Raw genomic sequence first — 22,347 nt, 5'->3', positions numbered from 1 at the left:
ATGCGCAGTTCGGTGGAGATCTTCGACATCGACACCGGCGAGACGCGCGTCGTCTGGCAGACGGAGCGGCTCGTGGAGGCACCGAACTGGTCGCGTGACGGAACGTTCCTGATCATCAACGGCGAGGGCCGCCTTTACCGCCTTCCGATCGACGGCTCCGCTCCGCTGGAAATCGACACCGGTTTTGCCGGTCAATGCAACAACGACCACGGCATTTCCCCGGACGGGCGGACGCTCGTCATCAGCGACAAGACCGAATTCGGCAAGTCGGCGATCTACCTCCTGCCGATCGAGGGCGGTGCGCCGCGTCTTGTGACGCCGAACCTGCCGTCCTACTGGCACGGCTGGTCGCCGGACGGCGGCAGCCTGGCCTATTGCGGGATCCGCGATCAGGTTTTCGACATTTACACGATCTCGGTCGATGGCGGCGAGGAGCGTCGCCTAACCCATGGCGAAGGTCGCAACGACGGGCCGGACTGGGCGCCAGATGGGCAATGGATCTATTTCAACTGCAGCCGCACCGGCCGCATGCAGATCTGGCGGGTCAGGCCTGACGGCAGCGATGTCCAGCGGATCACCGACAGCCCTTATGGCGACTGGTTTCCCCACCCGTCTCCAGACGGCAGGCATCTGCTCGTGCTTTCCTATGACGGCGATGTTTTCGACCATCCCCGCGATCTCGACGTGCGGCTCCGTCTGATGAACCCGGAGGGTGGCGATGCGCGCGTTCTGCTCGAGCTTTTCGGCGGCCAGGGAACGATGAACGTTCCAAACTGGGCGCCATCTGGACGAGCCTTTGCTTTCGTACGCTATTACCCGGAGCAATAAACACCGGCCCGTCGGCAGCAGACCAATATGGCTAATCCGGTCGACGGTGGCGTCAGATGCGCGGCAGATTGTAAGGAGTGATCACTTCGACGGCGGAAAGATGTCGGCCTGTGGGGGCCGCCAGTGCGCCACGACGTTCCATGATGGCGCGAAAGGCCGTGCGAGCGTCCGTCTTCAGATCGTGATGCAGCACGAAGTGGACCTTGCCCCCTTTCAGCAGTTCGAGATTATCCTTGTCGAGGTCATGGGCGACGAAGAGCGTACAGGTGCGCCCCAATTGCCGAAATGCGGCGAGCACCGCGCGGTTGCCCCCGCCGATCGAATAGACGGCGTTGATCTCGGAGTGGCGGATCAAGGCATCCAAGGCGAGGGCGCCGGTTTCTTCGTTCTTGCCATAGCCTTCGCTGATCTCGACGACGGCGATCAACGGATAATGTTCACGCAGCGTGCGGCGAAAGCCGATCTCGCGCTCCTCTTCTCCGCGAAAGCGGCTGCTTGAAATCGTCACCAGCACGGTCGCCGGCTGCCCGGAGAGGCGCTCGCCGATCAGATAGGCGGCGGTTTCGCCCGCCGCACGGTTGTCGGCTCCGGCGTAGGCCGTTCTCGCGGAGTGCGGAAGGTCGGTAACAAGCGTTACGACGGCGATGCCCGCGCTCTCAAGCCTCGCTACGGCGCCGGTCACCTCCGGAACATCCGGCGCCTTCAGCACGACGCCATCGGTTCCGCGCAGGCGGATACGATCGAGCAGTTGAGCGATCTCCTGCGGCCGCATCGTCTCGGCAAAATGAAAGCGGCAGCGGAAGATTGTGGGTACGAAAGTCGCCGCCTCGCCTTCGAGGGCCTGGCGCACTGCATCGGTAAACCGTTCCGGGGCCTCCATCACCACGTCGATCGCAAATTTCCGCCCCTGCACCTCCGTGCCCGCCTGCTGTTTCTCGAGCTCGCGGATCGCCGCCTTGACGCGAGCCGCAGTCTGGTGGCGGACGCCCGGCCGCTCGTTCAGCACGCGATCGACCGTGGCCGTACTCAGCCCTGCCTGGAAGGCGATGTCCTTGACCAGAAACTGATGCGCCACGCCCGCCCCTTGATGGCTTTTTGATGGATTCCTGCTCTATATCAGGAATGGACGGCACGTATAGTCGGTACTTCGTTGTTTCTTAGATCACGATGATTTTAGGTCGGATCGACCTAAAATCATGAACGTGATCGATTCTAGTAAGTTAGCGACGGGATGCGGGCGGAAAACCGCGCACATTTTCCTCATCCCGCGCTACTGCATGTTTCCTTAAATCGGAGCCGATTTAAGGATAAAAACATGCAGCAATTCAAAGTGCTACAGCGACCTTTGTGCGTCTGAAAAGACGCACGGCGCTGTAGGGAGGAGATCCGATGAAGACCGACAATCATCCGAGGCAGCGCGTCGGGCGCGTCTGGCTGACCGAGGATTCCTGCGACATTGAAGCATTCCGCGCCGAAGTCGAGCGCCACACAAATCTCGCGGAGTATCCTCATGCGGTGGATTGTCAAAAGAACATCCTGATCTACGACAGCGCCGGCCTGATTGCCGATTGTGCCACTGGCGAGGGCAGGCGTGCGGTGCTGGCCGAGATCTGCGACCTCCTTGCGGAGGGGCCAGGTGTCGCCGTGTTCAAGCGCGCCTTCGCTGATCTCCGCGTGATCGATGAGGCGAGCCGCATCTTCGACGAGATCATCGAAGAGCAGCGCCGCACAGACAGCGGCGGCGGCGATCATTTTGCCAAGCCCGGCGCTAACGACCGCATCTGGAATTCGTTGGAGAAGCATTGTCTGCACTCGGCAGAGAACTTTGCGGCCTATTACGGCAATCCGATCATCGCGCTCGTCAGCGAGGCCTGGCTTGGACCCAACTACCAGATGACGGCTCAGGTCAACCGCGTCAATCCGGGCGGCGCAGCGCAATCGGCCCATCGCGATTACCACCTCGGCTTTCAGAGTTCGGCGATCATAGAGCGCTATCCCGCGCATGTGCACAAGCTCTCGCCGGTCCTCACTCTGCAGGGGGCGGTCGCCCATTGCGATATGCCGATCGAGAGCGGACCGACGTTGTTCCTGCCTTATAGCCAGACCTATGTGCCCGGCTATCTGGCGCTGAAGCGCGCGGAATTCCGCGACTATTTCGAGCAGCACCATGTGCAGCTGCCACTGGAGAAAGGCGACCTCGTGTTCTTCAATCCGGCGCTTTTCCACGCTGCCGGCACGAACCGCTCGACGGATATCAAGCGCGTGGCGAACCTGCTGCAGGTCTCGTCTGCCTTCGGGCGCGCAATGGAAACGGTCGACCGCGAGCGGATGAGCACCGTGCTCTATCCGGCATTGAAGGCGCTCGCGGCCCGTGGGACGCTTTCGACCGGCGAAATCGCCAACGCCATTGCAGCCTGTGCCGAGGGATATTCGTTCCCGACCAATCTCGATCGCGATCCGCCGATAGGGGGCCTGGCGCCAAAGACGCAAGCGCAACTGATGCATGAGGCGCTTGCGGCCGATTGGAGCAGCGAGGCCTTCGCACAGGCGCTTGCCGAGCAGGCGGTAAAGAAGAGAAGCTGACGGACACGGCCAGATAACGACGGGCCCCGGCGCAGTGGCTGCGGGAGCCGAACCGCTTGGATCAGTTACCAGGGGAGGATTTTTGATGAGCAAAGACTATGGCAGGCTGGATGGCAAGATCGCCATCGTCACCGGCGGCACGCAGGGGCTCGGCGCGACGATCGCGGCACTCTTCGCCGAACGCGGTGCCGCCGGCATCGTCATCTGCGGGCGCAATGCTGCAAAAGGTGAGACGAGAGCGGCTGAAATTGCCGAGGCGACCGGGACCAAGGTGGTCTATGTCCCGGCCGACCTCGAGCGGGTGGAGGACGCCCGCCAGGTGGTTTCGGCCTGCGACAAGGAGTTCGGCCGTGTCGACGCGCTCGTTAACGCTGCCGCAATCACCGATCGCGGGACGATCCTCGACACCACGCCGGAGCTCTTCGACCGCATGTTCGCGGTGAACGTGCGCGCCCCGTTCTTCCTGATGCAGGAAGCGGTGAAGGTGATGCGGCGTGAAAAGACGGAGGGCACCATCGTCAATATCGGCTCGATGTCGGCAAAGGCGGGTCAACCCTTTATCGCCGCCTATTGCGCATCGAAGGGTGCCTTGGAGACCTTGACCAAGAACACCGCCTACGCCTTGCTGCGCAACCGCATCCGGGTCAACGGCCTGAACATCGGCTGGATGGCGTCCGAGGGCGAGGACCGCATCCAGCGCGAGTATCACGGGGCCTCTGTGGACTGGCTCGAGAAGGCGTCGGCAAGCCAGCCATTCGGCAGGCTCGTCGATCCTGCAGAGGTCGCGCGCGCCTGTGCCTATCTCTCCTCGGCGGAATCCGGTCTTATGACCGGTTCGGTGATCTGCTTCGACCAGTCGATCTGGGGCGCCTATGATGCTTCGCCGCATCCGGCAACACCGCTGTGAGCCCTCGGCGGAGGAGTCCGCTCCGGCCTTCCGCTCGTCTTGCCATCCGACGACGAGTGTGACCATATGCGCCCGTCAGGTGCCCGCGAAGGCGGGAGAATCGGGAAGCCGGTGCAAATCCGGTACGTGCCCAACGCTGTGATGGGGACGGTCGCGCCAGAGTAGGTTCTGAGCTTTTTCACAACCTTGCCACTGAATCTTGAAGCGATTTGGGAAGGCGGCGCGATCGGGCGATCCAAAGTCAGAAGACCGGCCTGGCGAGATAGACCGGCCCCGCGCGGACGGCGGGAGGTTGTGCATTGTTGGGGATCGAACGATGCTGCCTGACCCGAAGGGCCGTCTTGCCGCGGCCGATGCTTTCCCGCCGGACGAGCGCGCCGCCGTCTACCGTGCCATCGAAACGCGCCGCGACGTGCGCGACGAATTTCTTCCCGAGCCGTTGCCCGATGCGCTGGTTGCCCGGCTGCTTGCCGCCGCCCATCATGCACCGTCGGTCGGCTTCATGCAGCCCTGGAATTTCGTCCTCGTCCGCGGCAACGAAACGCGGGAAAAGGTCTGGGAGGCATTCCGGCGCGCCAATGAAGAGGCGGCGGAGATGTTTTCAGGCGAGACGCAGGCGAAATATCGTTCGCTGAAGCTCGAAGGCATTCGCAAGGCACCGCTCAGCATTTGCGTCACTTGCGACCGCACGCGCGGCGGCGCGGTGGTGCTGGGGCGCACGCATAACCCGCAGATGGATGTCTATTCGACCGTCTGTGCTGTCCAGAACCTTTGGCTGGCAGCACGTGCCGAAGGCGTAGGCGTCGGCTGGGTCAGCATTTTCCATGAGGCCGAGATCAAAACGATCCTGGGCATACCGGCGCATATCGAGATCGTTGCGTGGCTCTGCCTCGGCTTTGTGGATCGGCTCTATCAACAGCCTGAACTTGCGGTGAAGGGCTGGCGCGAACGCCTGCCGCTGGAGGACTTGGTTTTCGAGGAAGGATGGGGTGTCCGCCAGGGCGGAGGGTCTATGCCCAAAGACGTTTGTAAGGCGAGCAAATAGCCAGTGGTCAACCCGTAAGGGCATTTTCGTCTGCAGGAGATTTAACGAGTGTCGAGGTCAATTCTCCTGCAGCGGTTGATAACCTGGTCCCGTCGGATGCTTGAGATCGATCGCGCTTTCCTCCTTGGGAAGGAAGATCGGACCAACCTGGCGGACGTTGCTTTTTGCCGGATCGTAGCGACGCTCTTCCACCGGCCTTGAGCTCGCCCGTCCGGTGGTGGGCTCTATTTTGCCATCAATGGTGATGACCGAGGGGGAGACGGCCGAAAGCTTGCTTGCGGCTGCGGTATTTCCGCTGCTGGTCTTGGCCGCGATCTTCGGAACTTGGCAACCGCAGGTGCCGGGGGCACCGACGCCACGCGCGCGATAGGCGAAAGCCGTCGAGAGTTCGGTATAAGGCTTCCCGGTCGAGGCGGACACCATCTGGTCGCTCTCCTCGGTGGCGAGCACGTGATAATAGAGCTCGGTCTCGGCACCGGGACACCGTGCCCGGCAAAGCTCGGCGTCGCGGGAGAAGTCGGCCGGAGTAGCGTTCGACGAAATCGGAAAAAAAGCGCCGTCGCAGGTGCGCACGCACATCGTTCTGAAGCTGCCGAGACCGCCTTCATCGATCGACGGAACATCGCGCATTCCGGAGCCGTCGAAGAGCAGCGGATAGTCTTCGCTGTCCGGAGGGAGATCCCGAAGAATGTTGCGGCGGACTTCGGTCCCTTCCTCGGCTGCGCCGGCAAACTGGTCCTGACTCGCGTCCCAATTCTCGCTAGGTCCCCCCGTGCAGTCATTGACTTCCATCGCCGCGAGAATGCGCCGGCGCATATCGTCATTGCCGCCCGAAAGCAGCCCCTGGCGCTGCGCTTTGAGCTCCCGGAGATTGTCCTCCATCCGAGCGATGGTGTCATCGAGCGCGGCACAAGCGCCGTCATTATCGCCGCCGATGACGATGACGCTGCCATTGCTGCATTCCATCCGACGGCGATCATTCTTCGCGCGGCGAAGCTCAATGTTCTGGCGGGAGATTGCGCCGGTGAAATCGCGCAGATTGGCAGTGGTGGTGACTGCCGCCGGAAGATCGGCGAGTCTGGCGGTGAGGCGTTCGCAAACATCCGAGGCCCAGACCTCACCGGCGAGGGCGAACGCCAGCGGCGCGACGGCCGCTGCCACGTGCTTGATACTCCGGGGCGCCATCCTCCGGGATACGGACACTCGTCTCATCCTGCAATCCGGCGGGCCACCCAAGGGGTGCTTGCCGCCGTGAATTCCTGCTCCTCGCCATCATAAGGCGTTGACGCGGTGGCGCAACGGCAAGACGTCGTTTGCGTTAACATGCAATCGTAGGCCCGGGCCGCCGGAACGGCCCAGAGCGTTTTGTCAGGCTGCCCGTGCGGTTTCAAGCGACATGGGGCGTTCGAGCACGGTGCCCTCGATCGCGGCGATTGCCTTCATCGTCTCGAGCAGGCTTCTGGTCACCTCCCACGCGACGGCGACGGCGTAGACGGAACCGATCCGATGCGGCTCGGCGATCCGCTCTCCCGGGCATCCCATCCGCCGGAACATCCGTTCGAGGAAAACGTCGGTGACCGTGACGATGTGGCTGATGCCAGAGGCAAGGCCCAGTTCGCCGACACCGCACATGAGTTCGGCGGCGGCGACCGTCACCTGGTTCGACGATCGGTCCTGCGAAATGTCCGGATCGATGCAGAATCGGCTCGATTCCCAGACCGCGGCACTGCGGATTTCCGGATTGTCGCCGAGCAGGATCGGAAAGGTGTCGTCCAGCATGTTCGGCCCGAGCGTCGGCAGGAGCCGTAGCGAACCACGCAGCTTTCCGGTTTCCGGAGAATAGGACATCACGTAAAGCGGATTGGCCTTGTCGTAATGGTCGATTTCCCACTCGCCGTCGGTTTTCACGTCCCATTTCAGGAAGTCGTGAAACACGCGCTTGCGCAGTCGGAACATTTCGTCGATCGCTTGCGGGTATTGCCCGCGAGCGTTTCCGTTCACTATCCTGATCATCTGTCGCTCCATCGTTATTGCGCGATGGACAGATGCTGTCAGGCTCTTGTGACATATGTAACTGTCGGTAGTGACAGTTTAATCTCGCATTTTTTCCCACTAGATTTGGGGGGCCTTTGCCCAAAATACCGTGCCACCGGCAGGAAGCCACCCGTCAGATCGTGGGGATCAAAGCATGCCGGACGGCTTGCGCGACCGCTTGGGTATTTGAAACGACATTCAGTTTGCGCCGCGCATTGGTCATGAAGAAGCGAACGGTGCGCTCGGAGATGCCGAGGATTGTCGCGATTTCCCAATAACTCTTGCCGGCAGCCGACCACGTCAGAACCTCGGTCTCGCGGCCCGTTAGTCGCATATCCCGCTCATCGATCGCCCCGGCCATTGCCGCATGTTCCAGCATGGAGGCGTGAAACAGATTGGCAGCCAATTGGAAGTCGCGCAGGTGGCAACGGCGATAGGCCGACCACTCCGCCGGCGACATGTTGGCATTGATCGCCAAGAGCGCCATACGGCCGGCAGGCGACGGCAGCGGCAGCGCCACCCCTTCGGTCGAAAGGCCGATTTCCTCAGCCGCCTCGAACAGCGGCTCGCATTCCGGAAAGCGCCGCCGCGCCGTCGCCCATTCCACTGGCCGTACGCCGCCAAGAGCGAGCCGCAGGATCGGATCGATCCGATAGAGAGCTCGCGACAGGTAGATCTCGGCGGCATAGGCGCCGAAGGTATGGTGTAGCCGGCAAACTTTCAGGCCATCGGCAAGAGGCTCGGCCTCGAGATAGAGCAGATGCGCGATGTTGAAGGTGCGGCGCATCAAGGCGAAGAACCGCTCCGGTTCGGCGCAGCCTCCGTATTCCACGATGTCCAGCAGATCGAGGACAGCCTGTTGATTAGTCATGCCGCAACACCGAATCTTGCCCCTATAATAAGCATGGTTTCGGGGGCAAGCTTTGTCTAGTGCTATATTTCGTAAACGCTGCATCCATGCCTTGTTATCAATCTCAGGTTGAATTTTGAGCAAGAAAAAACCGTCGAACCGGCCGTTCGACGGTTTTTGGGAGAGCATCCTGCCTCAAATGGGGTAACTTGCCTCGACGACTGCTAGCGCCGCCATGTTGACGACGCCGCGAGAGGTAACGGACGGCGAAAGGATGTGGGCCGGCAGCGCCGAGCCGAGAAGGATCGGGCCGACATGCAGACTGTCCGTCATCGTCTTGACCACTCCGAGCGTGATATTGGCCGCGTCGAGATTGGGGAAGACCAAGAGGTTGGCTTCGCCGTTCAAGGTGCTATCCGGCATCACGCGCTGCCGCAGAATTTCCGACACCGCCGCGTCGCCGTGCATCTCGCCGTCGACTTCGAGGTCCGGCGCAAGCTCGCGGACGAGCTGGAGAGCGGCGCGCATCTTGAACGCGCTTTCGGAATCGCGCGAGCCGAAGTTCGAATGCGAGACGAGCGCCGCGCGCGGCGTGATGCCGAAGCGGCGAATTTCCCCCGCCGCCATCACGGTCGTCTGGGCAATCTGTTCAGCAGTCGGATTGTAACTCACATAGGTGTCGGTGAAGAAGGTTGCGCCGCGCTGCGAGATCAACAGGCTGAGCGCGGAAAAATCAAGCACGCCGGATCGCTTGCCGATGATCTGCGAGACATCGCGCAGGTGTCTGCTGTAGCGGCCTTCGACGCCGCAGATCAGCGCGTCCGCTTCGCCGCGTTTGACTGCCAGCGCGCCGATCACTGTCGTATTCGTGCGCACGATCGTGCGGGCCGCTTCTGGGATGACGCCGAGGCGGCCCACGAGAGCGAAGTAGTCGTCGACATAGTCGCGGTAGCGCGGATCGCCTTCCGGATTGACGACTTCGAAATCGACATCGGGCCGGATCCTAAGGCCGTACCGGCGAAGGCGGGTCTCGATAATCTGCGGGCGGCCGATCAGAATGGGCTTGGCGGTGCCTTCCTCCAGCAGCACCTGGGCCGCGCGCAGCACCCGTTCATCCTCGCCCTCGGCGAAGATCACACGGCTCTTGGCGGCGTTCTTGGCTGCGGCGAAGACCGGTTTCATGATGAAGCCGGACCGGAAGACGAAGCGGTTGAGCTTGTCGAGATAGGCGTCGAAATCCTGGATCGGGCGCGCGGCGACACCACTTTCGGCAGCGGCTTTGGCGACGGCCGGGGCGATGCGCAGGATTAGCCGCTGATCGAACGGCGAGGGGATGAGGTAGTCCGGTCCGAAGATCGGCGTCTCGCCGGAATAGGCGCGGGCGGCGACGTCCGACGGCTCCTCGCGCGCAAGCCCGGCGATTGCCCGCACGGCGGCCATCTTCATTTCTTCATTGATGGTGCGCGCGCCGCAGTCGAGCGCGCCGCGGAAAATATGCGGGAAGCAGAGGACGTTGTTGACCTGGTTCGGGAAGTCCGACCGTCCGGTGCAGATCATTGCGTCCGGCCGCGCGGCGCGCGCGACTTCCGGCATGATTTCAGGGGTCGGATTGGCGAGCGCCATGATCAGGGGCTTTTCGGCCATCTGGGCGAGCAGTTCCGGCTTGAGGACGCCAGCGGCCGAGAGCCCAAGGAAGACGTCCGCACCGCCGATGCTGTCGGCGAGTACCCGATTATCGCTGTCTTGCGCATAGACGGCCTTCCACTCGTCCATCAGAACTTCGCGTCCCTTGTAGACGAGGCCTTCAATATCGTGGACCCAGATGTTCTCGCGCTTGGCGCCGAGCGTGACGAGCAGGTTGAGGCAGGCAAGCGCTGCCGCCCCGGCACCGGAGGCGACGATCTTCGCCTTGGCGATATCCTTGCCGGCGAGTTCGAGCCCATTGAGAACAGCAGCGGCGACGATGATTGCGGTTCCGTGCTGGTCGTCGTGGAAGACGGGTATCTCCATCCGCTCGCGCAGACGCCGCTCCACCTCGAAGCATTCCGGCGCCTTGATGTCCTCGAGATTGATGCCGCCGAAAGTCGGCTCCAGTGCCGAGATGACCTCCACCATGCGTTCGACGCTCGGTGCATCGATCTCGATGTCGAAGACGTCGATGCCGGCAAATTTCTTGAAGAGCACCGCCTTGCCTTCCATCACCGGCTTGGATGCGAGCGGCCCGATATTGCCGAGGCCGAGGACCGCAGTGCCGTTAGAGATGACGGCGACGAGGTTGGCGCGTGCAGTGAAATCCGCAGCCGTCTCCGGATTGTCCTTGATTGCGAGGCAGGGCGCGGCAACGCCGGGCGAATAGGCGAGCGCCAGGTCGCGCTGGTTGCCGAGCGGCTTGGTCGGTTGGATCTCGAGCTTGCCGGGGCGAGGATAGCGATGGAAGAAAAGTGCCTGCTGATCGATGTCACCGCTTGCGGGAGCCGGTTCGGATTTCACTTTGTCGCCCGTGTTCATGCCTTGCATTCCTTGAGTTCAAGATCGAGGCCTTTTGGCACGAAAAGCCCGCGGCGTACAGTTTCACCGTGGTTCTTTTGCGCGGGTCGAGTGGTTGCTTCCGGATCTCGTGTCATCTTCCTGAAACACGAGTCTGGTTTTGACGGTCATTAAACGGCTCAATCAAGGCGAGGCTGGCATGGCTGCGGCATCGGCATCCCGACACCACCCGGTTCGCAAACTGCGAACACTCTTCATTTCCGATGTCCATCTGGGCTCGAAGGCGGCCAAGACGGATTACCTGCTCGATTTCCTGCGGCATCATGAGGCCGAGACGATCGTCCTTGTCGGCGACATCGTCGACGGCTGGCGGCTGAAGCGCAGTTGGTATTGGCCGCAACCCTGCAACGACGTCGTCCAGAAGCTCTTGCGCAAGGCGCGCAAGGGTTCGCGCATTATCTACATCCCCGGCAATCACGACGAATTCATGCGGGATTTTCCGGGCGTCCATTTCGGCGGCATCGAGGTGGCGCAACATTACATGCATCGGGCGGCGGACGGGCGGAACTATCTCGTGCTGCATGGCGACGAATTCGACGTCGTCGTACGCAATGCGCGAGTTCTCGCCTATCTCGGCGACTGGGCCTACGACACGGCCATCGCAATCAACATAGGTCTTGCGGCGATACGCCGGCGGCTAGGCATGCCCTACTGGTCGTTCTCGTCGTGGGCGAAGCTTCAGGTCAAGCATGCTGTGAATTTCATCGGCGAGTTCCAGAAGGTCGTAGCCGAGGAGGCTCGCCGCCACGACGCGCAGGGCGTGATCTGCGGCCACATTCATCATGCCGTGATCGAGGATATCGACGAAATCCGCTACATCAACACCGGCGACTGGGTCGAAAGCTGCACGGCGATCGGCGAGCATCACGACGGGACGATGGAGCTTATCACCTGGCATAGAATGCGCGGCGACGCGACTGTCACGGAAAGTTCGGGCGAAGCCGAGAAAATGCTGGCGCAGGTTCTCGCACAGCAGGCGGCCTGACAATCGGGAGGGAGAGGCCACGGAAAGCCTCTCCATTCGTCGGCGCTGCCTGCATGTGGCGAAAACTAGCTTATGGCGAGCGGCCGCTCGGCTGTGCTAGAGGTTGCGGATAGCCATCAGGTCTTCCCATGATTCCCTCATCTGCGCTCCCCATTGTCGTGGGGCCTCCGCCGCGTCATTTTGCGCTCCGCATCGCGCTGCTCTTCTGCGCACCGTTGATCGTCAACGGTTTCGCGATGCCCTATTTTCCGGTCTGGCTCAGCACGCTTTCAATGACCGATTTCGAGATCGGCGTGGTGCTTGCCCTTCCCATGTTCGTTCGCGTGATCACCGCGCCCCTGGCGGGCCTGCTGGCGGACAGGCTGGGTGAGCGCACCATCGTCCTGATCTGGTCCGGGATCTTGTCTCTGGCCACGGCTCTCATTCTCTTCTTCGCGCAGAACTTCTGGCCGGTGCTGGTGATCTATGCGCTGCAATCGGCAGTCTATTCGCCCTATTTGCCGATCGTAGAGGCGATCGCGCTTTCGGGCGTCAGGCGTTGGGGATTCGATTACGCGCATATGCGGGTCTGGGGATCGATCGCCTTCATCGGTGCCACCATGCTCGGCGGCTGGATGATGGGTCTGTTCGGCGGGGCAATGGTCTTGCCGGCGATGGCCGTCGGCTTCGGGCTCACCGTCCTGATGGCTTTCGCGGCGCCGCGGATCGGCCGGCCCCGCCGCCCGTCGCCGATCACGGCGCTGACTGAACCGCCGCCGCAATCCTTGCGCCAAACCGATCTGCAGCTGCTTTTGATCGGCGTTACCCTCGTCAACAGCAGCCATGCCATGCTTTTTGCTTTCTCGGCGATCTATTGGCAGCATATCGGCTACAGTGGCACCCAGATTGGCATTCTCTGGAGTGCCGGTGTCGCGGCGGAAGTGCTGATGTTCTTCCTCGCCAAGGCGATCATCCGGCGCTTCAGCGTTTGGGCGATGATCTTCTCCGGCTGTCTGCTGGCAGTCGTGCGCTGGCTGATCTTTCCGATGGACCTAGGCTTTCCCGGCTATTTCGTTCTGCAGTGCTTCCATGCCTTCACCTACGCGATCATGCATACCGGCATGCAGCACAAGCTGGTGGAGCGGGTCGCCGAGGAGCAGGAGGCCTCTGCGCAGGGGCTCTACTTCTTCTATACAGGCATCTTCACGGCGATATTCACCTTTCTTTCCGGCTATTTCTACGCCTGGTACGGGGTTGCCGGCTTCTATTCGATGTCGGTCGTCGCGTTCGGCGGCTGCTGTTTTGCCTTCGCCGGCTGGTTTCTTCAGCCCCAGAGGCTGGCATCGGGCGGAAAGACAAGGGAGGCTTCGTAGCGCAAGCCGGGACTGCGGTCTTCCACAAGCAGCAGCGGTCCATCGAGATCGACGAAATCGGCGCCCTGGGCCACCAGAACCGCCGGCGCCATGGCAAGCGAACTGCCGACCATGCAGCCGACCATGATCTTGAGCCCAAGGGCTTCGGCCGCGCGACGCATCCGGAGCGCCTCGGTCAGACCGCCGGTCTTGTCGAGCTTGATGTTGACCGCATCGTACCGCCCGAGAAGGCCTTTCAAGTCTTCGGTGGCATGCACGCTCTCATCTGCGCAGACAGGCACCGGACGGGCAATGGCGGCAAGTGCTTCATCCCGGCCCGCCGGCAGAGGCTGTTCAACGAGCGCAATGCCGTTCTCGGCACAGATGGCGAAATGGGCGGCGAGATTGTCCTCCGTCCAACCTTCATTGGCATCGAGGATGATCTTGCTATCCCGCGCGCCGGTCCGGACCGCGCGGATACGCGACGCATCGTCCGCCGTGCCGACCTTTACCTTCAGGAGTGCCCGGTGGGCAAACTTCGCTGCCTGCGCCATCATTTCCTCAGGCTCGGCAAGCGAGATGGTGTAGGCTGTCGTCAAGGGTGCGGGGTCGGCGACGCCGGCAAGCGCGGCGACGGATTTGCGGCTTTGCTTCGATTCGATATCCCAGAGAGCGCAGTCGACGGCATTGCGAGCCGCACCCGCTTTCATCGTCTGCTGCAGGGCGGGGCGGGTCATCCCATCTTCAATCAGTGAACGGATGGCTTCTATCTCGGCCAGGACCGACTCGATCGATTCGCCGTAGCGTGCATAGGGTACGCATTCACCGCGACCAGACGCCGCGCCGTCGCTGATTCGGCAGGTGACGACGCTCGCAGTCGTCTTGGAGCCGCGTGAAATCGTAAAAGTGCCGGCGATTGGAAAGTGCTCGACGGCTACGGTAAGCGAAATTGGCATTTAAATCTTCTCCGCCGCGCCTGATCTGCGGGTTGGTGCCGTTCTGGCGATATCGTTGGATGACATCGGCAATGCGACCTTTTATGACGTGGTGACGTCGAGCCTTACAGCACGTTGTGTCTTTTCAGTCGCACAAGGTCCGATGTACGACTTTGAATTTCTGCAATAATTTTGTCCTTGGGTCGAATCTGGTTTAAAGAGATTATGCAAGAGCAACCCGGGAAGACCAAGATCACGTGACGAGCCAACAGTCCCAGATCGCTGCCGATGTCGTCCTCGACGAGGGCGCCGGGGGAACCGGTCGTCGCTATGTGTTCAGTGGCGTTTGGCGCCACGAAACCGCGGAGGCCATGGCCGCCAAATTGAAGCGGCTTAGAAAGCCCGTCGGAGGGCAGAATGAGATCGATTTTTCCGGCATCACCGCGATGGATACGGCGGGCGCCTGGATCATTCGGCGCTTCATAAACGGCATCGGCAGCGAGGCCGGCGGCGAGGTCCGTTTCACCGGCGGCGGGCAGCGCTATATCGAATTGGTCAGGGCGTTGCCGACCGAATTGCGCCAGCCCGAACGAGACACCGCAATGTCACCGCTTTTCCAGCGGCTGTTTGCGCCGCTCGGCGAGCTGGTGGTATCGATATGGACCGATATCTTTGCGGCCATGTTCATCCTGGGCTCGGCGGTCCGCGGCGCGCAGCTCAAGCTGGGGCGCCATGCCGGCGTATCACCGGCCGCGATCGTCCACCAGATCGACCGCATGGGCGTGATGGCCGTGCCGATCATCACGCTGATGTCGTTTCTGATCGGCGCCATCATCGCGCAGCAGGGCGCCTTTCAGTTGCGCTCCTTCGGCGCTGAAATTTTCGTCGTCGATCTCGTCGGCATTCTGCAACTGCGGGAAATCGGCGTGCTTTTGACGGCGATCATGATTGCCGGCCGATCGGGCAGCGCGATCACGGCCGAAATCGGCTCCATGAAGATGCGTGAAGAGGTCGACGCACTCAAGGTCATGGGGCTGAGCCCCGTCGGAGTCTTGGTCTTTCCGCGACTCGTGGCGCTGACGGTCGCACTGCCGCTCCTGACGATCATCGCGAACTTCGCCGCGCTCACCGGCGCTGCCCTCGTCGCCTGGAGCTACTCGGGTATCACGATTCCGACGTTTTTGGCGCGACTGCAGGAAGCCGTCGACTTCTCGTCGGTGGCGGCGGGCATGATCAAGGCGCCCTTCATGGCGCTGATCATCGGCGTCGTTGCCGCGGTCGAAGGATTAAAGGTCGGTGGCAGCGCGGAATCGCTCGGGCGGCGCGTGACGTCGTCGGTCGTCAAATCGATCTTCGTCGTCATTCTTATCGACGGATTGTTCGCCATGTTCTACGCAGCAATCGACTTCTAAGGCAGACGGAACATGGTTCAGGCGGTGATGAAAAAACAACCGGACGAAGCGGCGGAACCACGCGAAACCGTGCTTTCCGTTCGCGACCTGACGGTGGGCTTCGGCGACAATATCGTTCTCGACAAGCTCAACCTGGAAGTGTTGCGCGGGGAAATTCTGGGTTTCGTCGGCGCTTCCGGAACAGGCAAGTCGGTGCTGATGCGCACAGTGCTCAGGCTCCTGCCAAAGCGGTCGGGCAGCATCGAGATCCTCGGCGCCGAATACGACAAGGTGAGCGAGGTCGAGCGCATCGCGCTCGACATGCGCCTCGGCGTGATGTTCCAGCACGGCGCTCTTTTCTCGGCGCTCACCGTGCGCGAAAATATCCAAGTGCCGATGCGGGAATATCTCGATCTGCCGCAGGACCTGATGGACGAGCTGGCGCGCCTGAAGATCGAACTTGTGGGCCTGGCGCCTGAGGCGGCCGAGAAATATCCGTCGGAACTTTCCGGTGGGATGACCAAGCGCGCCGCACTCGCACGCGCGCTCGCGCTCGATCCCGATCTCGTCTTTCTCGACGAACCGACCTCCGGCCTCGATCCGATCGGTGCGGCGGAGTTCGACGAGTTGATTGCCAAGCTGCGGGACACGCTTGGATTGACCGTGTATATGGTCACACACGATCTGGACAGCCTGTTTTCGGTCTGCGACCGGATTGCAGTTTTGGGAAATAAGCACGTCCTGGTTTCGGGAACCATCGAGGACATGCTGGCCTGCGAGGAGCCCTGGGTGAAGTCCTATTTCCGGGGCAAGCGGGCGAGATCGATCGTGCGTGAACACGGATGACACGGCGCTGTACAAGAAGGAAAGCTTCGGACAAGCCCGCATGCCGAAGCAGGATGAAAGGGCGGCGAGAGCCGCAAAGGTAGTCGCAGCCGATGGAAACTAAAGCAAACTATGCCATTGTCGGCTTTTTCACGGTGTTCGTCATCGCAGCCGCCTTCGGATTTGTCTACTGGATGGCGCAGTATGGCCGAAGCGGCGAGATGGTCGAGCTTATCGTCAACATTCCGGGGTCGGCCAACGGCCTGTCGGTCGGTTCGCCCGTGCGTTTCAACGGCATCAATGTCGGGACCGTCCGCAATCTCGCGATCGATGCGAACGACCCGCGTTATTCGATTGCCATTACAGAGGTCTCTGCCGACGCACCGGTGCTGAAATCCACCAGGGCGACGCTGGAGATCCAGGGCCTGACGGGCGCGGCCTATATCGAGCTTAGCGGCGGACGTAAGGGCGACGAAAACATCTTGAAGACCGCACTGGAAAAAGGGACCCAGGCGCACATCCTCGCCGATCAGTCGAGCGTCACCAGTCTGCTCGCGACCGCAGACCAGATCCTCGACCGAGCGAATGACGCCATCACGGACATACAGGGTTTCGTCACCGACGTTCGCGGCCCGCTGACCGCAACGATCGGCAATGCGGAACGCTTTTCCAAGGCACTTGCCAACAATTCCGGTGCGATCGATGAGTTCCTGAAGAGTGTTGAGCAACTGTCGGGATCGGTCAGTGCCGCATCGAAAAAGCTCGACACGACGCTTGAAAGCGCCGACGCGCTGATCAAGTCGGTAGATCCGAAGAAGATCGATAATATCGTCGGCAACGTCGAGCAGTTGAGCAACGACCTCAAGGCGGCATCCGGCGGCGTATCGGAAGCAATCGCGGGCTTCCGGAGGACGGTCGAGACCTATGATCAGTTCGGCAAGAATGCGCAGCAGACACTGAAACGTGTCGACGAACTGGTCGCATCCGTCGATACGCAGAAGGTCGGCCTCGTTGTCAACGATATCTCGGCGGCGAGCGCGCAGGCGCGCAAGACTGTCGCCCAGATATCCAGCTTCGCCGAAAAGATTTCGGCCCGGCAGGAAGACATCGATCAGACGATCACCGATTTCACCCAGATGTCGAACAAGCTGAACGCTGCTTCCAACCGGGTCGACGGGATTTTGGTGAAGATCGATGGCTTCCTCGGCGATGCGAATACGCCGTCGCTTTCGGCCGAGGTACGCGCGACGCTGGAATCGTTCCGCAAGATGGCGAATAACCTCAGTGCGCAAATCGGCCCGATCACCGATAACCTGCACCGCTTCTCGAATTCGGGGCTGCGGGACGTGGAGGCGCTTGTCACCGACACGCGCCGCACCGTGCAGAGCCTGCAGAATACAATTTCCGATTTCGATAAAAATCCGCAGCGCCTTCTATTCGGCGGCGAGACGGTTAAGCAATATGATGGCCGCACGCGACGGTGATTCGCGGGATTGTTCGGGGATCGGGGGCAGGTCGAGCCGGGCAGGGCAACAGCACGGCACGCGGGATTGTTTGGGGATGTTTGCAGTATGAGTTTTCCGGGTCTGGTAGCTGTGTGTAAGGTGGGGACGACCCGGTCTGCCATGGTTTTGTCATTGGCGATGGTGCTGGCAGGCTGCGGCACGCGCGCGGCGGTCAGAGATACGTTCAGTCTCGCTTCCACACCCATCGTCGAGCGAGCAGCCGCGACCAGCAGGCAGATTCTCGTGCCGGAGCCATCGGCGTTGAAGACCCACGACGGCGACCAGATCGTCATTCGCCTCTCGAAATCGGAACTGCAGTATCTCGCAAGGGCGCAATGGGGCGATCGGCTGCCGAGGATAGTTCAGGACAGGCTCGTCCAGACCTTTGAAAACACAGGTAAGGTGGCAGGCGTTGGTAAGCCCGGCCAGGGACTGGCCATCGACTATCAGGTCATCACAGAAATCCGCGCTTTTGAAATATCCACCAATGGACCGGCCACGGCCGTCGTCGAGATTTTTGCCAAGGTGCTGAATGATCGGAACGGGACTGTCCAAACGCAGAAGGCGTTCCGCGCTGTTGCGCCTGTGCGAGGCACCGGAAATCCCGCCTTCGTGTCCGCCCTGGATGCGGCGTTCGCGCAGGTAGCCTCCGATATCGTCGGCTGGACGCTCGCGTCCATCTGACTCTGCATGTTTCCTTAAATCGGGGCCGATTTAGGGATAAAAACATGCAGCAATTCAAAGTGCTACAGCGACCTTTGTGCGTCTGAAAAGACGCACGGCGCTGTAGGCTTAAGGCGGCGTTCAGCCCCTGCCGACTTTCGAAATCTCGATTCCGTTGATCACGTCGGCGACGCCCTCGACAGATCTTGCGGCTTCCTCTGCGCGGGCAATTTCTTCCTTGGTCGCCACCGTGCCGCCCAGCACGACCGTGTTGCCCGTGCAGGTGACCGTGATGTCAATGGCGTCGAGTCCCGGTGAGACGGCAAGCCAATGCGCGACGCGGCGTTCGAGTTCGGCCGGGTGCTCGGCCGGCAGTCTCTCGGGGTCCTTGCCGAAGAATGTCCGCTTCTTGAAGATCATGCGCCGATCCTTCCCGTGTTCGGGAAAACGCCGGACGCGTGAAATTGTTCAGTTCCTCTTCGCGAAGGCGAGCGCCGACGCGATCAGGGCCAGCGCACGACAGGGGGCAGGGACGAGAGAATCGCTTCGACATTCCCGCCAGTCTTAAGGCCGAAAATCGTGCCGCGATCGTAGAGGAGATTGAACTCGACGTAGCGGCCGCGGCGCACGAGCTGCTCGTCGCGCTCCTCTTCCGTCCACGGCGCATTGAAATTCGTCCTGACGATCTTCGGGTAGACGAGGGCGAAGGCCCTGCCGACGTCTCGGGTGAAGGCGAAATCGGCTTCCCAGCCGCCCAATTCTTCCGGCGAGTGCAGCCAATCGTAAAATATGCCGCCGGTGCCGCGCGGTTCGTTCCTGTGCTTCAGGAAGAAATACTCGTCGCACCATTGCTTGAATTTCGCGTGATCGGCGACCGCATGATGATTGCAGGTGATCTCCATCGCGCGGTGGAAGAGCGTCGTGTCCGGATCGGTCATGACGCGTCGACGGTCGAGAACGGGCGTCAGATCCGCACCTCCGCCAAACCAGTTGCTCGTGGTGACGACCATCCGCGTGTTCATGTGAACGGCAGGCACGTTTGGATTGACCGGATGGGCGATCAGCGAAATGCCCGAAGCCCAGAAGCGCGGATCGTCACTCGCGCCCGGAATTTGGTCACGGAACTCGGGTGAAAACTCGCCATGGACCGTGGACGTATGGACGCCGACCTTTTCGAAGACCCTACCTTCCATCATCGACATGCGGCCGCCGCCGCCGGCTCCCTCGTCCCGGCTCCAGTCCTTGCCGACGAAGCGGCCCGGCGGGCGATCCGACAGCGGTCCGGTCAGATCGTCCTCGATCGCCTCGAAGGCGGCGCAGATCGTGTCGCGCAGGCTTTCGAACCAGGCCTTCGCTTCAGCCTTCTTGTCTTCGATGTCGGCAGGCAGGCCCTGCGGCAATTGCGGTCTTTCCATGGGAGCTTCAGTTCCATTCGCGGTTTCCGTCCCGGAAAGCCGCCGATTCGATCTTTGTCGCCACAGTCCATATTTTTGCCCGAATGGCAACGACGGCACGATCTGCGTGACAGTCTACCGCAGAGACGGGCGCTTGGGGTCGATTTCGACGGGCGAAAGTCGCTCGATCGCTTTTTTGGATGGGCCGCAAGCCGTTGAAGATAAAGGGCTGGCAAAGCCGTCGCGCTCATCCTATCTTTCCTTCTAGAGGTACAGCCCATGGCAAAGATACCTGCAGGACCGCCGCTTGATGGCTTGCGGCGCCAGATCGCCCGGCACCGCCGGGAACATCCCGCGCGAAGCGATGGTCTCTTCGTACGCGAGACGTTTCGGCTCGAACGCAGCGCAGCCCGTGCCAAGGCGCGCGAGTGGTTCGATACTTGGCCGAAGGCCGCTTACTGGACGGAAGTGGAGAGCTGGCGCCAGCTCGAAGGCGACGAGATCGAGTTCACGATGCGCCGTTTGCCGAGCGCCGACTGACGGGGAATTGGCTTTCCATACCCCCACAGGCGCCGACGCGCTGCGGTCACAAAAATATGCTGGCGATCAATAAACGGCGTGGCCAAGATCATGCAGTCACGTTAAAACCAGATAGTGTCGCTTTTCGCTGACACCATCTTCGCGTGTTTCCCTCCGGCTCCACCCCATGCTTGTTTTCCGCTCAATCGTCGTGCTCTCCGTGACGCAAATCATCGCCTGGGGCGCGATGTTCATGTTCGTGTCGGTGACGGCTGCCGGAATGGCCGGCGATCTCGGTCTGAGACTGCCCATCATCTATCTCGGGCCTACCGTCATGCTGGCGGCGATGGCACTGTGTTCACCGCTTCTTGCATCGCTCTATGCGCGCCTTGGCGCACGGCTGGTGCTGACGGTCGGCTCGGCGCTTGCGGCACCTGCACTATGGCTTCTCGCCGCCGCCCACGGGCCGCTTTCCTATTTCGGGGCCTGGGCCATTCTCGGCATTGCGGGCGCTGCCGGCTTGACGACCTCTGCGCACGTATACCTGACAGAGATGGCTGGGGAGGGTGCACGCCGCGCCATCGGAGCGCAGATGCTCGCCATGGCGCTCGCGCCAAGCGTCGCCTGGCCCGTGACGGTCTTCCTCGATGCTGCCCTCGGCTGGCGCGGTACCTTCGTCCTCTATGGCGCCGTGATGCTGTTCATCTGCGCACCGTTGCATTTCTTTGCGCTGCCGAGAAACAACCCGCGGGCTCGCGCAGTTCGGACCTCTTCCGAGAGAGTCGGAGCATCCGCAAACCGATCGTTACTGGCGCATCGTCGGGTTGATTGCGGCCGCTGTCGCGCTCAACGGTTTCGTCACCTGGGGTTTCCAACTGGTCGTGATCGACGTTTTCCGCAGTTTTGCGGTCGCGGATTATCTTGCCGTCGGTTTCGGCTCCGCCATCGGCTTCATGCAGCTCTCGGCGCGACTTTTCGATTTTCTCGGCGGTAACCGGTGGGAGGGGCTTACGACCGGACTGGTGGCCGCGGTGATCATGCCGGCGGCGTTGCTGGCACTGATCCTCGGCAACGGCTCGGAATGGTCGATCGTCCTTTTCCTCGTGCTCTATGGTCTTTCGAGCGGCGCCATGTCCGTCAGCCGGGCGACCATGCCTCTCGTGTTTTTCTCCTCGGCGCAGTATGCCGCGGTCATTGCGCGTCTCGGCCTGCCGCTCAACCTCGCCTTCGCGGCCGCGCCGCCTTTCTTCTCGTTCGTGCTTGGAGAAGCGGGAAATGGCTGGACGCTCTCGATCGCGCTTCTCTGTTCCTTAGGCACCCTGGCGAGCATGGTTCTCCTCATCCGAATGAGACCTGCAGCTGCAGCGCCGTGCGTCTTTTCAGACGCACAAAGGTCGCTGTAGCACTTTGAATTGCTGCATGTTTTTATCTTTAAATCGGCTCCGATTTAAGGAAACATGCAGTAGGGCACTTCCTCAGCTCATTTCGCCTTTGCCCGATTCCTCAGCCGGATCGATCAGGCGCGGTCCCGCGCCTTCGTCCCCGAGGACGTCATAGGGGTTGCGCAAAGGACAGTCGCGCATCGAGAGGCAGCCGCAACCGATGCAGCCGGTTAACTGGTCGCGCAAGGCCGTCAACTTGGCGATGCGTTCGTCGAGTTGATGCCGCCAGGTTTTTGACAGCCGGCCCCAGTCCTCCACCGTCAGCGGACGATCGTCGGGCAGCACTGAAAGCGCCGACTGAATCTCGGCGAGGGGGATGCCGGTGCGCTGGGCGACTTTGATCACCGCCACGCGCCTCAGCACCGCACGCGGATACCGCCGCTGGTTGCCGCGGCTGCGATCGCTGCGAATGAGCCCCTTGGTCTCGTAAAAATGCAACGTGGATACCGCAACACCGCTGCGCTCGGCGACCTCGCCGACCGTCAGCTCGCGTTTGAATTCATCGGCCTTGTCTTTTTTCATCAGCGCTATTGACCTCAACTATAGTTGAGGTTTTATAGCAT

The 22,347-nt window shown here is 61.4% G+C and carries 20 protein-coding genes, 1 pseudogene and 1 riboswitch; of the genes and pseudogenes, 12 read left to right on the top strand and 9 right to left on the bottom strand.

Translation table 11 applies throughout. The features are described 5' to 3' along the window. Positions 1 to 828 (top strand): TolB family protein, encoded by an 828-nt coding sequence (locus PYH37_RS21140; RefSeq protein WP_280733356.1) that lies wholly within the window; start codon positions 1 to 3, stop codon positions 826 to 828. Between the two features lie 52 nt (positions 829 to 880). On the opposite strand, the gene PYH37_RS21135 is transcribed toward PYH37_RS21140, so the two are convergent. Continuing rightward, positions 881 to 1,903: a LacI family DNA-binding transcriptional regulator gene (locus tag PYH37_RS21135; RefSeq protein ID WP_280733355.1), complete on the bottom strand. Its 1,023-nt coding sequence runs from the start codon at positions 1,901 to 1,903 to the stop codon at positions 881 to 883. A gap of 314 nt (positions 1,904 to 2,217) precedes the next feature. Between PYH37_RS21135 and PYH37_RS21130 the strand changes: the two genes are divergently transcribed. The 3 genes from PYH37_RS21130 (at position 2,218) to bluB (ending at position 5,363) form a co-directional block, all read left to right on the top strand. After that, positions 2,218 to 3,411, top strand: coding sequence for a phytanoyl-CoA dioxygenase family protein (locus PYH37_RS21130; RefSeq protein WP_280733354.1), 1,194 nt, complete (start codon positions 2,218 to 2,220; stop codon positions 3,409 to 3,411). Between the two features lie 85 nt (positions 3,412 to 3,496). Then, positions 3,497 to 4,318: an SDR family oxidoreductase gene (locus tag PYH37_RS21125; RefSeq protein WP_280733353.1), complete on the top strand. Its 822-nt coding sequence runs from the start codon at positions 3,497 to 3,499 to the stop codon at positions 4,316 to 4,318. Positions 4,319 to 4,378: 60 nt separating this feature from the next. Beyond that, positions 4,379 to 4,590, top strand: a riboswitch (cobalamin riboswitch). Between the two features lie 44 nt (positions 4,591 to 4,634). Further along, complete coding sequence (bluB, locus tag PYH37_RS21120) at positions 4,635 to 5,363, top strand: 5,6-dimethylbenzimidazole synthase (protein WP_280733352.1); 729 nt, start codon at positions 4,635 to 4,637, stop codon at positions 5,361 to 5,363. A gap of 57 nt (positions 5,364 to 5,420) precedes the next feature. Here bluB and PYH37_RS21115 read toward each other — a convergent pair whose 3' ends face one another. The 4 genes from PYH37_RS21115 to PYH37_RS21100 all read right to left on the bottom strand — a co-directional run bounded on the left by PYH37_RS21115 (position 5,421) and on the right by PYH37_RS21100 (position 10,755). Then, positions 5,421 to 6,566, bottom strand: a complete 1,146-nt coding sequence (locus tag PYH37_RS21115; protein ID WP_280733351.1) for a DUF2865 domain-containing protein — start codon at positions 6,564 to 6,566, stop codon at positions 5,421 to 5,423. A 165-nt stretch (positions 6,567 to 6,731) separates the two neighbouring features. Further along, complete coding sequence (locus tag PYH37_RS21110) at positions 6,732 to 7,376, bottom strand: acyl-homoserine-lactone synthase (protein ID WP_280733350.1); 645 nt, start codon at positions 7,374 to 7,376, stop codon at positions 6,732 to 6,734. 154 nt (positions 7,377 to 7,530) lie between these two features. Beyond that, complete coding sequence (locus tag PYH37_RS21105; RefSeq protein WP_280733349.1) at positions 7,531 to 8,268, bottom strand: LuxR C-terminal-related transcriptional regulator; 738 nt, start codon at positions 8,266 to 8,268, stop codon at positions 7,531 to 7,533. A 174-nt stretch (positions 8,269 to 8,442) separates the two neighbouring features. After that, positions 8,443 to 10,755 carry an NADP-dependent malic enzyme gene (locus PYH37_RS21100; RefSeq protein ID WP_280733348.1) on the bottom strand — a complete coding sequence of 771 codons (2,313 nt, stop codon included), beginning with the start codon at positions 10,753 to 10,755 and terminating at the stop codon, positions 8,443 to 8,445. Between the two features lie 178 nt (positions 10,756 to 10,933). On the opposite strand from PYH37_RS21100, the gene PYH37_RS21095 reads away from it, so the two are divergent. Beyond that, positions 10,934 to 11,779 carry a UDP-2,3-diacylglucosamine diphosphatase gene (locus PYH37_RS21095; protein ID WP_280733347.1) on the top strand — a complete coding sequence of 282 codons (846 nt, stop codon included), beginning with the start codon at positions 10,934 to 10,936 and terminating at the stop codon, positions 11,777 to 11,779. 128 nt (positions 11,780 to 11,907) lie between these two features. Further along, on the top strand, positions 11,908 to 13,131 hold the full coding sequence (locus PYH37_RS21090; protein WP_280733346.1) for an MFS transporter: 1,224 nt from the start codon (positions 11,908 to 11,910) through the stop codon (positions 13,129 to 13,131). Here PYH37_RS21090 and dgcA read toward each other — a convergent pair. After that, positions 13,083 to 14,066, bottom strand: a complete 984-nt coding sequence (gene dgcA, locus PYH37_RS21085) for an N-acetyl-D-Glu racemase DgcA (protein WP_280733345.1) — start codon at positions 14,064 to 14,066, stop codon at positions 13,083 to 13,085. The genes PYH37_RS21090 and dgcA overlap by 49 nt on opposite strands. A 236-nt stretch (positions 14,067 to 14,302) precedes the next feature. Between dgcA and PYH37_RS21080 the strand changes: the two genes are divergently transcribed. From PYH37_RS21080 to PYH37_RS21065, 4 genes are all read left to right on the top strand, one after another. Next, on the top strand, positions 14,303 to 15,457 hold the full coding sequence (locus PYH37_RS21080; RefSeq protein WP_280733344.1) for an ABC transporter permease: 1,155 nt from the start codon (positions 14,303 to 14,305) through the stop codon (positions 15,455 to 15,457). A 12-nt stretch (positions 15,458 to 15,469) separates the two neighbouring features. Then, positions 15,470 to 16,282, top strand: coding sequence for an ABC transporter ATP-binding protein (locus PYH37_RS21075; RefSeq protein WP_280733343.1), 813 nt, complete (start codon positions 15,470 to 15,472; stop codon positions 16,280 to 16,282). Between the two features lie 92 nt (positions 16,283 to 16,374). Then, entirely contained in the window at positions 16,375 to 17,745 is a 1,371-nt protein-coding gene (locus tag PYH37_RS21070; RefSeq protein WP_280733342.1) for an MlaD family protein, read from the top strand. Positions 17,746 to 17,832: 87 nt separating this feature from the next. Continuing rightward, positions 17,833 to 18,450 carry an ABC-type transport auxiliary lipoprotein family protein gene (locus PYH37_RS21065; protein WP_425336162.1) on the top strand — a complete coding sequence of 206 codons (618 nt, stop codon included), beginning with the start codon at positions 17,833 to 17,835 and terminating at the stop codon, positions 18,448 to 18,450. 120 nt (positions 18,451 to 18,570) lie between these two features. On the opposite strand, the gene PYH37_RS21060 is transcribed toward PYH37_RS21065, so the two are convergent. Continuing rightward, positions 18,571 to 18,849, bottom strand: coding sequence for a BON domain-containing protein (locus PYH37_RS21060; RefSeq protein WP_280733340.1), 279 nt, complete (start codon positions 18,847 to 18,849; stop codon positions 18,571 to 18,573). A gap of 83 nt (positions 18,850 to 18,932) precedes the next feature. Then, positions 18,933 to 19,844 carry an oxygen-dependent coproporphyrinogen oxidase gene (gene hemF, locus PYH37_RS21055; protein WP_280733339.1) on the bottom strand — a complete coding sequence of 304 codons (912 nt, stop codon included), beginning with the start codon at positions 19,842 to 19,844 and terminating at the stop codon, positions 18,933 to 18,935. 258 nt (positions 19,845 to 20,102) lie between these two features. On the opposite strand from hemF, the gene PYH37_RS21050 reads away from it, so the two are divergent. Together PYH37_RS21050 and PYH37_RS21045 are read left to right on the top strand one after the other, a co-directional pair. Beyond that, a complete protein-coding gene (locus PYH37_RS21050) occupies positions 20,103 to 20,363 on the top strand; it encodes a hypothetical protein (protein WP_280733338.1) in 261 nt (86 codons plus the stop codon). 166 nt (positions 20,364 to 20,529) lie between these two features. Then, positions 20,530 to 21,745: pseudogene (locus tag PYH37_RS21045) on the top strand (MFS transporter). Between the two features lie 72 nt (positions 21,746 to 21,817). On the opposite strand, the gene soxR reads toward PYH37_RS21045, so the two are convergent. Continuing rightward, positions 21,818 to 22,306, bottom strand: coding sequence for a redox-sensitive transcriptional activator SoxR (gene soxR / locus PYH37_RS21040; RefSeq protein WP_280733337.1), 489 nt, complete (start codon positions 22,304 to 22,306; stop codon positions 21,818 to 21,820). Positions 22,307 to 22,347: the final 41 nt, after the last annotated feature.

It is taken from the genome of Sinorhizobium numidicum (assembly GCF_029892045.1).
GTDB lineage: Bacteria > Pseudomonadota > Alphaproteobacteria > Rhizobiales > Rhizobiaceae > Sinorhizobium > Sinorhizobium numidicum.
This window is presented reverse-complemented; position numbering and strand designations above follow the sequence as displayed.

Coding starts and splice junctions, on each gene's coding strand:
- PYH37_RS21125 (WP_280733353.1), top strand. CDS start 3,497: ATGAGCAAAGACTATGGCAGGCTGGATGGCAAGATCGCCATCGTCACC.
- PYH37_RS21090 (WP_280733346.1), top strand. CDS start 11,908: ATGATTCCCTCATCTGCGCTCCCCATTGTCGTGGGGCCTCCGCCGCGT.
- PYH37_RS21050 (WP_280733338.1), top strand. CDS start 20,103: ATGGCAAAGATACCTGCAGGACCGCCGCTTGATGGCTTGCGGCGCCAG.
- PYH37_RS21065 (WP_425336162.1), top strand. CDS start 17,833: ATGAGTTTTCCGGGTCTGGTAGCTGTGTGTAAGGTGGGGACGACCCGG.
- PYH37_RS21060 (WP_280733340.1), bottom strand. CDS start 18,849: ATGATCTTCAAGAAGCGGACATTCTTCGGCAAGGACCCCGAGAGACTG.
- PYH37_RS21100 (WP_280733348.1), bottom strand. CDS start 10,755: ATGAACACGGGCGACAAAGTGAAATCCGAACCGGCTCCCGCAAGCGGT.
- PYH37_RS21105 (WP_280733349.1), bottom strand. CDS start 8,268: ATGACTAATCAACAGGCTGTCCTCGATCTGCTGGACATCGTGGAATAC.
- PYH37_RS21130 (WP_280733354.1), top strand. CDS start 2,218: ATGAAGACCGACAATCATCCGAGGCAGCGCGTCGGGCGCGTCTGGCTG.
- PYH37_RS21140 (WP_280733356.1), top strand. CDS start 1: ATGCGCAGTTCGGTGGAGATCTTCGACATCGACACCGGCGAGACGCGC.
- PYH37_RS21110 (WP_280733350.1), bottom strand. CDS start 7,376: ATGATCAGGATAGTGAACGGAAACGCTCGCGGGCAATACCCGCAAGCG.
- dgcA (WP_280733345.1), bottom strand. CDS start 14,066: ATGCCAATTTCGCTTACCGTAGCCGTCGAGCACTTTCCAATCGCCGGC.
- PYH37_RS21075 (WP_280733343.1), top strand. CDS start 15,470: ATGGTTCAGGCGGTGATGAAAAAACAACCGGACGAAGCGGCGGAACCA.
- hemF (WP_280733339.1), bottom strand. CDS start 19,844: ATGGAAAGACCGCAATTGCCGCAGGGCCTGCCTGCCGACATCGAAGAC.
- soxR (WP_280733337.1), bottom strand. CDS start 22,306: ATGAAAAAAGACAAGGCCGATGAATTCAAACGCGAGCTGACGGTCGGC.
- PYH37_RS21095 (WP_280733347.1), top strand. CDS start 10,934: ATGGCTGCGGCATCGGCATCCCGACACCACCCGGTTCGCAAACTGCGA.
- PYH37_RS21070 (WP_280733342.1), top strand. CDS start 16,375: ATGGAAACTAAAGCAAACTATGCCATTGTCGGCTTTTTCACGGTGTTC.
- bluB (WP_280733352.1), top strand. CDS start 4,635: ATGCTGCCTGACCCGAAGGGCCGTCTTGCCGCGGCCGATGCTTTCCCG.